Source organism: Microcoleus sp. B13-B6, from assembly GCF_036705405.1.
GTDB lineage: Bacteria > Cyanobacteriota > Cyanobacteriia > Cyanobacteriales > Microcoleaceae > Microcoleus.
Genome location: NZ_JAUBUJ010000025.1, coordinates 12,585 through 25,618, shown reverse-complemented (window position 1 = coordinate 25,618; position 13,034 = coordinate 12,585). Strand labels below are relative to the sequence as shown.

Here is a 13,034-nt window from a genome sequence, read left to right as displayed (position 1 = left end):
AGAAGGAAGAAGGAAGAAGGAAGAATGCAATCCAAACAACTGAGTTCGTGCTTAAGATGCGAGACTTCTTGAAGAAGTTGGGAATCTCAAACAGTCCGGGACTCACTCCGACTAAAGAAACCGGGTTTTTTACCTTATCAGGAGGCTGCGACGAAGTATTTTTGTAAAAAAAATTGGTTTCTGAACCCCATGCGTCCAGGACTAATTTTAAGAAAATTTTGCATAGAGAGCTGAAATAAAATTAACGCTTAAAAAGCCTACTCCTAGTACGAGAATGATAAAGATGCCGATACTGAAAATAGACTTTAGCCGATCGCCAATTCCGGGTTTTTCTGAGTTCATCGGTCAATTTTTACAGTAAATTGGAGAGGAGCAATTGAGAAAGAGTAGATTATACCAATGCGCGAACAAAAAGGCAACTGCCGACAAGCTCCAAACGACGATCGCCCTGAGTAGGTCACATTTTTTTAACTTTTAATCTAAAATCTAAAATCTAAAATAGTCTTAGGCATTTTTCGGTGAGCCTGGGCAGCTATTGTCGATCGCCCGAACCCGATGGCGCTAACTCCTGTAAAATAGAGAGCGCGTTGGGGCGAACCTTTTAACAGCCGGAATTAGGGGCGATCGCCACAGGCTCCCAAATACATAATAATATGGCAGTCATCCTTAACTTACTCACAAAGGTAAAAATAGAAGAGTGGCAAGAAATAATCTAAAACATATAACTGAAAAAAGGATAGAAATCGATGCTCCACCCAGTCTCGCAACCTTACCCACAACGAGCAAATACTATGACCCAAAGAGCCGTGCGGAAGCCAAAACCCTCTGTTGCAAACCACTTGAGACCAAGTTTTCCTCAAAGGCACTGGCTGGAGATGGCAGAGTACGCCTCTCTGGCGGCCTCTGGTGTGGGTTCCCTGGCGGTGGCTGTATCGGGTCAAGCTTTTTACGGGGTGGCTCCCCTAACTTTGGCTTTGTCGCTGAATGTTGCTAACCGGTATCGGTTCGAGCAGCAAGTGCGGGTGCATCAAAATTCGGAAATGGCCCAAGTCCAAAAGTCTGTCAATAAAGTCGAAAAAACGGCGGTGACGGTAATTGTTAAATTACGCAGGCAGTTGTCTGCAGATATTGCAGCGCTGCGCCAGCAAATGGCTGCACTGCCTAGGGCTGAGGGCTTTGAGGAGTCGATCGATATCCAGCGACAGTTACTGAGTTTAGGAGAGTCGGTAGCTTCTTTGCAAGAAATCGTGGCGTCTGCTGTGCTCGATGTCCGCCAGCAGGTGAGCGAACAACTGCAAGATTTATCGGTTGACCAACGGGCGAATCTCCAAGCTGTGGAACAGGCTATAGAGCAACTGCAAAGTGCGACGCAAGGCTTGACAGAAACTTCTATCAGCCGAGATGACTGGGAAGTAGTAAATACTAGATTTTTGGAAATCCAAAAAGTCATGGCCAATTTGCAAAGCCAACTGCAAGCTCCCGCACACCAATCGGGTGCGGATTTGTCGATTGTCCAAGCTCAAATTCACCGTTTGGAACACGAGCAGCAAGAAGTTGTCAAACCTCATCTCAAGCGCTTAATCTCAGTTGTCAAGGAGTTGCAGCACACACCAGAGAACCGTCAGTAGTCATTAGTCAGCAGTCATTAGTCAGTAGTCATTAGTCAGGAGTCATTAGTCATTAGTCAACAGTCAACAGTCAACAGTCAGCAGTCAACAGTCATTAGTCAACAGTCATTAGTCAACAGTCAACAGTCAACAGTCAACAGTCAACAGTCAACAGTCATTAGTCAACAGTCATTAGTCATCAGTCAGAAGGAATACTTTTTCCATCGGACACGCTCGACATTCTCCGACTCTCCGACTCTCGCCCGATCGAGTCCTACTTTTTCGACAACTGTGTTAAAAGATTAAAAGCTAATCTGTCTAGTTCAACTGTCTTCAACCTGTTACAAGAAAATTAAATGACTGCAACCGTAACTATTGCTGATAACCCGTTACTAATCGGTCAAGGATTGCCCCCATTTGACGCGATCGAACCACAACACGTAGTCCCCGCCATCACCCAACTGCTGACCGAACTAGAAGCCTCGCTAGCTGACTTAGAATCGTCTGTAGAACCGACTTGGAGCGGCTTAGTAGAACCATTGCAGCGACTCGGAGAGCGTTTAAATTGGAGCTGGAGCATTGTCGGACATTTGATGGGGGTGAAAAATAGCCCGGAACTGCGATCGGCTCACGAAACAGTGCAGCCAGAAGTAGTAAAATTTTGGAGCAAGCTCAGTCAAAGCAAACCGCTTTATGAAGCTTTTAAAGCGCTGCGGGCTAGCGAAAATTGGGACAGCTTAGAGTCAGCTCAAAAGCGAATTGTTGAAGCCGCTCTCCGAGACGCCCAACTCTCCGGCGTCGGTTTAGAAGGCGAGCAAAAAGAGCGTTTTAATGCCATTCAATTAGAATTGGCCGAAATTACAACCCAATTTTCCAATCACGTCCTCGACGCTACCAAAGCATTCAGCATCACCCTCACAAACAAAGACGAAATTGACGGTTTGCCGCCGAGTTTGTTGAGTTTAGCAGCTCAAGCCGCTCGCAGCGCCGGCGAAGAAAATGCAGATGCCGAAAATGGCCCTTGGCGGATTACTTTAGACTTTCCGAGTTACGGCCCTTTCATGCAGCACGGCACCCGCCGCGACTTGCGCGAAAAGTTGTACAAAGCTTTTATCGGCAGAGCAAGTAGCGGAGAATTGAATAACTGGCCGTTGACCGATCGCATTTTAGCTTTGCGCCAGGAAAAAGCTGCTTTGCTGGGGTTTAGTAGTTATGCCGAATTGAGCTTGGCGAGCAAAATGGCTCCCGACGTTACAGCAGTGGAAGCTTTGTTAGAAGAATTGCGTCAGGCTAGTTATGATGCTGCTATCAAAGATTTGGAAGAATTGAAAGCTTTTGCTGCCGAAAAAGGCGCGGCGGAAGCTGGGGATTTGAAGCACTGGGATGTAGGTTTTTGGTCGGAACGGCGCAGGGAAGAAAAGTTTGCTTTTAGTGCCGAAGAATTGCGGCCTTATTTTGCTTTGCCACAGGTATTAGAGGGGTTATTTGGATTAGTAAAGCGGCTGTTCGGCGTGACAGTAACGGCGGCGGACGGTCAAACTCCTGTGTGGCACAAAGATGTGCGCTATTTCCAAATAGATGATGAAGCAGGAAATACGATCGCCAATTTCTATTTAGACCCCTACAGCCGCCCCGAGGAAAAGCGCGGCGGTGCTTGGATGGGCGAGTGCGTGGTGCGCGCTAAATTTGTGGAAGCGGGAAAAACAACTACGCGGTTGCCGGTGGCTTATTTGGTGTGCAACCAAAGTCCTCCGGTTGACGGCAAACCGAGTTTAATGACTTTTTTGGAAGTCGAAACTTTGTTTCACGAATTCGGTCACGGTTTGCAGCATATGCTGACAACGGTAGACTATCCGGGGGCTTCGGGCATCAATAATGTTGAGTGGGATGCAGTGGAATTGCCCAGTCAATTTATGGAAAATTGGTGTTACGATCGCGCGACTTTGTTCGGGATGGCAAAGCATTACGAAACCGGGGAAACTTTGCCGGAACACTACTACCAAAAACTGCTAGCAGCGCGCCACTACATGAGCGGCAGCGTTATGCTCAGGCAAGTACATTTTAGCAGGGTTGACATCGAATTGCACCACCGGTATCGATCGGGCGGCAGCGAAACTGTAGCCGATGTCCGCAACCGCATCGCTAAAACTACGACTGTTTTGCCTCCTCTGGAAGAAGACGCATTTTTGTGCGCTTTCGGACACATTTTTGCGGGTGGCTATGCGGCGGGATATTACAGTTACAAATGGGCGGAAGTGCTAAGCGCTGATGCTTTTGCGGCGTTTGAAGAAGCGGGTTTGGAAGATGAAAGCGCGATCGCCTCTACAGGTAAGCGCTTCCGAGATACAGTATTAGGATTGGGCGGCAGTTTGCACCCGATGGAAGTGTTTAAAACTTTCCGGGGACGCGAACCGATCACTAAAGCTTTGTTGAGACACAGCGGTTTAGTTGCAGCTTAATTAAGTGTGGAATTACTGGGGATTAATGCGGGTGAATTTATCTGCATTAATCCCTGTTTTTTGTTAAACAAGATTTAGGCATATCCTTTATGTTTAGGGTGTTTATATCTAGTCCGATCGATTGACCATAATATCCCGGCCGGGCGGGTTTTTGAGATTGTCAATTATTGGCAGATATTGTTGGTGAACCCGCCCCTACCTGATTTCGGCTACTCGACCGGACATGATATTAGGGGCCCACCTTACCGCTATAATTCACACGTAAAACCACTTTTGGCGTAACTTTTGCTGAATAAAAAATGTTTCTAGTGAGGACTAAAGCGCTCAGATTTTTATACTAATCCCACAAACTATTGCTACATATAATCGTGTTACCACCTGTAGGGAAACGGCAATGCCGTGTCCGGCGCGGGACTCGACAAAATTTCATAATAGTTATAAAATTGAGAATTCTAGCAACACTTTTTTTATTGGTATTAATAGGACTCAAATTTTCACTTCCGACCCATTTTATTGTATAACACGATCCAAGAAACATCTGTAGTTTGGCACATCATTCCCAATATTTTTGTGGAAAATCGGGCAGAAAGTGCGTTAGCGAAGCCCGCCCCTACGGGGGCTACGCCAACGAAGAGGATCGCCAGCGGCTTTTAGTTTAAGTTGAAGGCCGATCCAACCAGCATTTGCGAATATTTGCTGTCATCGATCAGTGATTATACTTAACTTTCCCTCTCCCTGAAATTAAATTTATATTTCGCAACATTTCCGGGCTGTTTTCTCGATACAGCTAATGCTTTTATTTGCAACTAAAAATCGACGCTTTTACCGAATCTTTAAGATAGAGTGGCAACAGCGAGTGTTTTTTGAATTTTCGATAAAGAACGGGGTACTCGGCGTCAAAAGGGTAAAAAATTAATCTCAATTAAAAAAATTAGTTGAGATTAATTTGAGGATTGTAATAAAAAATCTTTGTATATATGATAAAAAGTAAGGAGTGATAGTTAGTCGTTCACCCATAAATTAAGATTTTCATGGATATTCAATTAATTAATATCGGTTTCGGTAACATTGTGTCTGCTAACCGAGTGATTGCCATTGTCAGTCCCGAGTCAGCGCCAATTAAGCGGATTATTACTGATGCGCGGGAGCGGGGACAACTGGTTGACGCAACTTACGGCCGCCGCACGAGAGCGGTAATTATTACAGATTCGAGTCACGTCATCCTCTCGGCGATTCAGCCGGAAACGGTTGCTAATCGTTTTGTGATCAGCAAAGATGGTCAAAGTCGGGATGATTGAGGTTTTTCAGTTGCAATTTGAGCGCTTACAGTCTAAAGTAAGCGGAAACTTAAATTGTTACAGGTTATCTATTCTAAAAATGAAAGCTGGTAAATTAATTGTTCTGACGGGGCCTAGCGGTGTGGGGAAAGGCACCTTAGTACGATCGCTCCTCAATCGCCATTCCGAATTGTATCTTTCGGTATCGGTGACAACTCGTGAGCCCCGTGAGGGAGAAATTGAGGGACAGCACTACTATTTTGTCAACCGCAGTCGGTTTGAAACAATGGTTGAGGCTGGAGAGTTGGCGGAATGGGCTGAGTTTGCCGGTAATTTTTACGGTACTCCTTATTTTGGTCTCAAGCAAGGAATTGGTGAGGGAAAATGGGTAATCCTCGAAATAGAGTTGGAAGGGGCTAGGCAAATTAGGAATAATTTTCCAGAGGCGCTGCGAATTTTTATTTTACCTCCTTCTTGGGAAGAATTGGAACGGCGCTTGCGGAGTCGGGGTCAAGATTCCGAAAGTGCGATCGCCCGTCGGTTGGTGCGGGCTAAAGAGGAAATTGAAGCTGCGGGGGAATTCGATTTCCAAGTTGTTAATGACGACTTGGAAGTTGCTTTGAAAAAGCTAGAATCAATACTTAATTTGGAGTAATTTTTAGGTGGGGATGAGTGAATTTTGAAGTTTTATTGATACTAATGCCCAACAGCACGACACGGAAGTCACGGATACACTGATAGTTGTTTTTTCTTCTCACTTCTGAATCACCATTAAGAATTAATCCGTGTATCCGTGTCAAAATCAGTGTCGTGCATTCCTTGTTCCTTCAATCTTACCCATTTCTCCGTCCTGGCTAAAGCTTCGCTACTTTGTTTGATAGCAACACAAACTTTTAAATTCAATTCCAGAATATTCGATGAAGGCGAAATTTTTCTCAACGGTTCAATTTCGCGAGCAGAACAGCCCAACATTTCCATATAAGCTAGCGTCCAGCCAATAGCTGAAATGTCCCCTACCGTGCCTTCTCCGGCGCAAAGGTAACAACCCAATTCGCCCTCCGACCCACACTCAGGACAAACCCAATTGCCCAGTTGTGAATGGGGCAGATTTGTGCGGGACGCGGATGCAATTGTTAATGCTTTAATATGATTTTGAACTACTTGTTTAAAACCTCGGTTGTGGTTGCTGCGGTGGTCGGAATTACCGTGCGATCGCCCGATTGCTACTGCTTGCTGTTGTGGCGAAGCAACAGAGGCTGTTTGATTCTCCCTGGTTACTCTAGATTCGCCTAGATTCGCAGTTAGCTGAATACGATAGTCCTTCGACTCTTCAGTCTGAGAGTGGTTGAGTGCGCTGGAGGAATCGGGTTCGGAAGTTGTGAAGGATTGTTCTATGCGATCGGCAAAATCTTGCATTGAGAGGTGATGTTCGATCGCCAAAGACCAAGTTCTTTTATGTCGGAGGTCGCCATATTTTCTGGCTTCTTCCTCAGTAATGCCGATCGCCGCAGCCTCTTGGCGCAGCACATTCATCGAAGTCATTGTATCTGATATCATTAGTTTGTTTGCAGTTAAATTTACGATCGCCGGCTCAGCCTACAAATAAATTACCTTAGATATACTACAATAGTCCGGACTATTTTGAGATCCTAGTCGGAAACCCTTGATTTTTCGTTAGGAAGTCGATTCTGCAATCGCCCTGAAACCCTTATTTTACGCTTGGCAATCACCCACTGTCCGCAGCATTGATAGTAGCCTAAATCTAAAATCTAAAATCTAAAATCTAAAATTGGATGACTTCAATTCTTCCCGATACAGCTTTATCTGTTGCCGGACTAACATCATACCTGCAAGACTTGTTGGAGGGCGATCGCAACCTGCAATCAATTTGGCTGACAGGCGAGGTGTCTAACGTTTCGCACCACCCTAGCGGCTGCTTTTTCACTCTGTGCGACACCGACAAAAGCGCTGCTATTCGCTGCGTGGTGTGGAATTCTCAGCGGCAAAAATTGGTGCAAATCCCGGAAAAAGGGGAACAGTTGCTGGTTTTGGGAAGCATCCGGGTTTACAAAAATCGCGGCGAGTACCAGTTGACTGTTGTGCAATCGCTACCGGCTGGGGCAGGATTGCAGGCTTTGCGGTTGCAGCAATTGCGATCGCGCTTGGATGCTGAGGGTTTCTTCGATCCCGCCAGAAAGCGCCCGATTCCGGCACACCCGCAAATTGTGGCCGTGGTGACATCCGATACTGGCGCTGCTTGGGGAGACATTCAGCGGACTCTAGCCCAAAGATATCCGGGTTTGCGGGTGTTGCTGTCGCCGACAGGAGTGCAGGGAGAATTGGCTGCTGCTGCGATTGCTAGGGCGATCGCCCGTGTAGAATTGGACGGTAGGGCTGATGTGATCATTTTAGGGCGGGGCGGCGGTTCGGCGGAAGATTTGGCTTGTTTTAATGATGAGAGAGTTGTCAGGGCGATCGCCAATTGTGCGATTCCAATTATTACAGGTATCGGACACGAAAGAGACGAATCTCTCGCGGATTTAGTAGCAGATAAACGAGCCCACACTCCCACTGCGGCGGCCGCTCAAGCTGTACCAATTTTAGCAGATATTTACTTTGAACACAAGCAGCGAATGGTCAATTTAGCAAACGCTGTGCGGGCCAGATTTCAGGCAGAAGAAGAGCATTTACAACTATTACAAAATCGATTAAAACGCTTGCCTGCGACATCCCGAACTTTGCGGCAAGCAACTGGTAAACTGGAGGTATTGCAAGAAAAGTTATCCGCACTGAACCCAGCGGCGGTATTGCAAAGGGGTTATGCGGCGGTAATCCAAAGTGACGGTACTATCGTCCGCACAACTGACGGTTTGGAATTGGGAGAGGAATTGACTGTGAGGTTGAGTCGGGGCGTGCTGAAAGTTAAGATTGTAGAAGTATTGGATGCGGAAGAAAAGTTATGATTGATTCGCAGTTGCGCCAGTCAGACTGGAATTATGAGGAAACGGTCGATCGAATTGAAGCGATTATCGATCGGGTGGAATCGGGAGAGTTGCCTCTAGAGGAGGTTTTCGAGCAGTTTGGGGTGGCTGTGGAGTGTTGGCAGGAGTGCGAAAGCTTTTTGGCGCGGGGGAAGGAACAGATGGATTTGTCGATCGAGCTTTTGGCTGCGGAACCCGATTTTTAACCGGAGATAAACTCGGAGTAATGTGGATAAGCGCAGGCTCTAGCAAGGTATATAGCCATTTTTTGTCTCAAAGTTATAGATTAAGAGAAGGACGAAGTTAAAAATTTTAAATGTTCACCCTCAATTTGTAGTACATCCTCTAAGCTTCCTTGTAATTTTAATTGACCTTCTTGCATATAAATAATATGATGGGCTCTCCGATTTACGGTGGGACGATGACTAATGAGAATTGTTGTTTTTTCTTGACGATATTCTAATAATTTATCTAGTAGTTTTTGTTCACTAATAGGGTCTAATCCGGCGGTAGATTCATCTAAAATTAGCACAGGTGGATCGTTGACAATTGCTCTGGCAATTGCTAATCTTTGACGTTGACCTCCTGATAAGTTGGTTCCAAATTCTCCTAATACGGTTAAATATTTCTCAGGAAGCCGATTGATAAATTGATCTGCTTCGGCAATTTGACAAGCTTTAACAATTTCTTCAAAGGTGACATGGGGTGAACCTAAGCGAAAGTTTTCAATGATACTCCGACTCCAAAAATGGGCATCTTGAGGAACTAAGATTATCTGTTTTCTAACACATTCTATGGCTAAGTTTTGTAAGTTATAAGCTCCAACTTTGATTGTTCCTCCCTGTTGTTCGTATAATCCGGTAATTAGTTTTACTAGGGTACTTTTACCGCAACCAGATTGACCAAGAATGGCTGTTACTTTTCCCCCTTCTATCATTACATCAAAATTATTTAATAAATCTAGTCTTCCAGCATGATGAAACTGTAGATCCTCGCAATATATATTATCATGAGGTTGGAAACCTACCCATTCCTTTTTTTGATCGTCTTGTACTTCTGAACGATAATCAATTACTGATGTTAGTCGTTCAATTGCGGTTTTTACTTTGACAAATTCATCAATCAAGCCAATTATTGTACCAATAAAACCCGAAAAATTACCATTCATACTATTAAAGGCTAATAGTTGTCCAATGGTTAATTCTTTATCGATCACAAGGGTACTACCTAGCCAGAGTAAGCCAACTCCACCAATATTAGAAATAATACCGGAAAATGTGCTATTAGTAATCCCAATTTGGGCTGTTCTAAAACCCATATTGGCGAGTCGTCCGAATCGAGTTTGTAAGTCTTCCCAAAATTGCGGTTCGGCAGTGGTTGTTTTTAAGGTAAGAGCACCTTTAAAGGTTTCTACTAATACCCCTTGATTTTCGGCATCTAAAACCATGATCTCTCTAATTTTACGCCGTAATGGAACGAGAAATATTAGGGGGGATACAGCATTTAAAAGAGTTAGTATTACGATAAATAAGCTGAGTTTCCAGCTATAAAATAGCATGAGTGCAAAAGAAATAACGGCAATAAAAAACTGACTCGGTAAACTAATTACAATTTGGGCGACTAATTGGTTAATTTGTTGAATGTCTCCTAAACGACTGATGACTTCGCCGCTGCGGTGAGATTCGTAATATTGGAGGGGTAAACGCAGTATTTTACGTCCAAATTCTTTGACGAATCCCAGTTCTAAACGTTGGGTAAATTGGGTGATCAAATTGGCTTGTACTACTCCTAAGCCACTACTGACTAAGTTCATTATGATAATGGCTATTGCCAATCCTCTTAAAATTTGTGTCTCACCTCGAATCAGTACGTCATCGGTTAATATTTGAATTAAAAATGGTGAAGTTAAAGATAAAAGTCCGACGCAAATATTAATTATAAAGGATTCAAATAGGATAAATTTATAAGGTGTAACGCGCTGGAAGAAGCGGCTAATTCCCTGAATTTTATCTTCAGGTTGTTGGGCAAAGCGAATAGGATCTGGTTGTAATAAAAGAGTGGTTAATCCTGTCCAGTTTTGGGCTAATTCTTGACGGGTAATATAACGAATTCCCACAGCCGGGTCAGCAATGACATATTTTGTCCATTTTTTACCATATAAAACAACATAATGATAGCCTTTCCAGTGGATTATTGCTGGTAAAGGAGCATCTTTCATTTTGTTCAAGATGTCGGGGTTTGCTCGTTTAGAAACAGCATCAAATCCCAGATTTTCTGCACCTCGTCTTAATCCGGTTAAGGTTGTGCCTAATTGTCCTGTTCCAATGGCTTCTCTAATGCGATTTATACTAAAACTTTTATTATAATACTTGACAATTGTTGCTAAACAGGCTGCACCGCAATCTTCTTCATTTTGTTGTAAGATGCTGGGGTATTTCATTAGATAGATGCTCTGATTTCTAAAATATTAATATTATTTAATTTTTAGGTTAGTTAAAGGATATTACGGCGTGTTTCTATCTAGGGCACGTCAGTAAAGATTAAACAGTAGTAAAGTAAATATTGACTACCTTACTACTGTTATTTTCTCATTCCCATTAGATGAGTAAATTATATTAACTGGCGATTAGCCGGCCTTTACTATCTCGATAGGGAGCATTACATTTGTTGTAATCATTATTGTCGGCAGTAAGATTTCAAACATTGAAAGTTTCCCATCTTCCATTGTTCTTAATACCGAATCTGGCGCTACCAGGTACATCCCTATCGTTTGCGATGCCCACACCTGCTCGTATTCCATCACCATAGGTGTTTTTGTTATCCCAAAAAATAACCCCATTACCGCGTTGGTTCAACCACCACCGGGCAGCATTTATTGCAGCCCTGACTGCTGTGGGACCCCATTTAATTGCTGCACGGATAAGAGCCGGATTACCCCCCTGTACAGATACTTCTTCCTCAGCGGTGATGTCAGTAAACAAAGGATTGTTATGAATGTCTTTCATTGATGTCTCCTACTTGATTAATGATTTAGTTTGGCTAATGTGATACAATGTAAATGATAAAAAAAAATTATCAATAGACTCAACGCACCTTTACAAAAGATTTATAATTCGGCAGAGTTTTGTGAGTTTTTCGTGAATTTTTATCCTGAAAGCTTTACCCATATTGAATCGTAGGAAATTCCGCAATGTTACTGAGAAACCCCAACCCCGATTTTCTCCCCGTTTCTGGGCAGGATGATTTTTTGCCCCCCGTTAGTGGCTGGACAATTTTTGGGGGCATATTTTTAGTGGGTACAGTGGCGATCGCCTTTACCGTAGCCGCGTTTACCCCCTTACCCGTCACCGTGAAAGCCCCAGCAATGGTGCGCCCCACTGGGGAGGTGAAACTGGTACAAGCACCCACCGAGGGGACTGTGATCGGGATTGATGTGAAAGAAAATCAAACTGTAACTCAAGGACAACCTTTAGTCACTTTAGATGCTTCTCGGTTTAGCACTCGTCAATCCCAACTTCAGGGGGGTGTAGAACAAAATTTGCAACAATTACAACAGATTTCAGAACAATTAAAAAATTTAAACCTGCAACTGGATGCAGAAACAGAAAGAATGAAGCGAACCATAGCTTCTGCTCAAGCGGATTATTTTCGCCTTCAACAAGAATATAATGAACGACGTTTAACTGTACAAGCTCAAGTAAATGAAGCCACAGCTAACTTGCAAGTTGCTGAGCAAGAATTGCAAAAAGCTCAAAGCGATATTAACGCTTCAGAAGCCTCTTTACGTGCTAGTAAGTCAGCTTTAAAAAATGCACAGGAAAAACGAGATCGCTATCAAAGTTTTGGCTTAGATGTATTAAGCCAAAACCAGTTAGAAGAAGCTCAATTAGCGGTCGAACAACAACAAGAAACAGTAGCAGAGCGTGTCGCATTATTGCAAAGTCAAAAACAAACTGTACTGCGTCAGTTTAAATCTGTAGACTCTGCTAAAGCACGTTTACAAGCAGCCTTAGCCAGTCTTAATCCTAGTAATGGAGCGGTGACAATGGCCCAAGAAAAAATTGCTCAGGAAAAAGCCACAGGACAAGGCAGTTTCGCGCGTTTAAAGCAGGAACAAAATAGTTTATTACAGCGTAAAAGTGAACTTGAGAAGCAATTAGGGAGCGAGCGTCAAGAATTATTACAAGTGCAACGCGACCTCCGTAAAACTGTTGTTTCTGCACCCATATCAGGGATTATTCTAAAATTAAACTTACGTAACCCTAATCAAACAGTCCGTACAGGGGAAGAGATTGCTCAAATTTCTCCTAGCAATACTCCTTTGGTGATTAAAGCTAGGGTTTCTACTCAGGATATTGGTAAAGTCAAAATTGGACAAAAATCACAAATGCGGGTGAGCGCTTATCCTTACCCAGATTATGGAATATTAAAAGGAACAGTAACTGCGATTTCTCCTGATTCTCTTAGCCCACAAAATACAGGAAATAATCCTATTATTCCTTATTATGAAGTAACGATTAAACCGGAGCAATTATATTTAAAAGATGATCGGAAAAATGTTTTACAATCTGGGATGGAAATACAAGCAGATATTGTCGCTAAAAATGAAACTGTTTTGAAATTTATTTTACGTAAAGCACGGTTATTAACTGATTTGTAAGCAACTTAGCAAGCTAAACACTAGACCAGACGAAGGGAAAATTTTCCATT

At 43.5% G+C, this 13,034-nt stretch carries 11 protein-coding genes; 7 read left to right on the top strand and 4 right to left on the bottom strand.

From position 1 onward, the window contains the following. Nucleotides 1–207: 207 nt before the first annotated feature. Nucleotides 208–342, bottom strand: coding sequence for a hypothetical protein (locus tag QUB35_RS13605; protein WP_333142405.1), 135 nt, complete (start codon nucleotides 340–342; stop codon nucleotides 208–210). A gap of 449 nt (nucleotides 343–791) precedes the next feature. On the opposite strand from QUB35_RS13605, the gene QUB35_RS13600 reads away from it, so the two are divergent. The 4 genes from QUB35_RS13600 to gmk all read left to right on the top strand — a co-directional run bounded on the left by QUB35_RS13600 (nucleotide 792) and on the right by gmk (nucleotide 5,998). Further along, nucleotides 792–1,628, top strand: a complete 837-nt coding sequence (locus QUB35_RS13600; protein ID WP_333142404.1) for a hypothetical protein — start codon at nucleotides 792–794, stop codon at nucleotides 1,626–1,628. 335 nt (nucleotides 1,629–1,963) lie between these two features. After that, entirely contained in the window at nucleotides 1,964–4,066 is a 2,103-nt protein-coding gene (locus tag QUB35_RS13595; protein WP_333142403.1) for a M3 family metallopeptidase, read from the top strand. A 1,031-nt stretch (nucleotides 4,067–5,097) separates the two neighbouring features. Beyond that, nucleotides 5,098–5,364, top strand: a complete 267-nt coding sequence (gene remA, locus QUB35_RS13590; RefSeq protein WP_190659785.1) for an extracellular matrix/biofilm regulator RemA — start codon at nucleotides 5,098–5,100, stop codon at nucleotides 5,362–5,364. Nucleotides 5,365–5,443: 79 nt separating this feature from the next. Beyond that, complete coding sequence (gene gmk / locus QUB35_RS13585; RefSeq protein WP_333142402.1) at nucleotides 5,444–5,998, top strand: guanylate kinase; 555 nt, start codon at nucleotides 5,444–5,446, stop codon at nucleotides 5,996–5,998. A 116-nt stretch (nucleotides 5,999–6,114) separates the two neighbouring features. Here gmk and QUB35_RS13580 read toward each other — a convergent pair whose 3' ends face one another. Next, nucleotides 6,115–6,900, bottom strand: a complete 786-nt coding sequence (locus QUB35_RS13580; protein WP_333142401.1) for a hypothetical protein — start codon at nucleotides 6,898–6,900, stop codon at nucleotides 6,115–6,117. A 236-nt stretch (nucleotides 6,901–7,136) separates the two neighbouring features. Between QUB35_RS13580 and xseA the strand changes: the two genes are divergently transcribed. Together xseA and xseB are read left to right on the top strand one after the other, a co-directional pair. Then, entirely contained in the window at nucleotides 7,137–8,306 is a 1,170-nt protein-coding gene (xseA, locus tag QUB35_RS13575) for an exodeoxyribonuclease VII large subunit (protein WP_333142400.1), read from the top strand. Beyond that, complete coding sequence (xseB, locus tag QUB35_RS13570) at nucleotides 8,303–8,530, top strand: exodeoxyribonuclease VII small subunit (protein WP_333082161.1); 228 nt, start codon at nucleotides 8,303–8,305, stop codon at nucleotides 8,528–8,530. The genes xseA and xseB overlap by 4 nt, the downstream gene beginning before the upstream one ends. Before the next feature lie 80 nt (nucleotides 8,531–8,610). Here the strand turns inward: xseB and QUB35_RS13565 are convergent, their stop codons facing one another. Both QUB35_RS13565 and QUB35_RS13560 read right to left on the bottom strand, forming a co-directional pair. Next, nucleotides 8,611–10,764 carry a peptidase domain-containing ABC transporter gene (locus QUB35_RS13565; RefSeq protein ID WP_333142399.1) on the bottom strand — a complete coding sequence of 718 codons (2,154 nt, stop codon included), beginning with the start codon at nucleotides 10,762–10,764 and terminating at the stop codon, nucleotides 8,611–8,613. A gap of 256 nt (nucleotides 10,765–11,020) precedes the next feature. Beyond that, complete coding sequence (locus tag QUB35_RS13560) at nucleotides 11,021–11,329, bottom strand: hypothetical protein (protein WP_333142398.1); 309 nt, start codon at nucleotides 11,327–11,329, stop codon at nucleotides 11,021–11,023. A 344-nt stretch (nucleotides 11,330–11,673) separates the two neighbouring features. Between QUB35_RS13560 and QUB35_RS13555 the strand changes: the two genes are divergently transcribed. After that, a complete protein-coding gene (locus QUB35_RS13555) occupies nucleotides 11,674–12,984 on the top strand; it encodes an HlyD family efflux transporter periplasmic adaptor subunit (RefSeq protein ID WP_333142397.1) in 1,311 nt (436 codons plus the stop codon). Nucleotides 12,985–13,034: the final 50 nt, after the last annotated feature.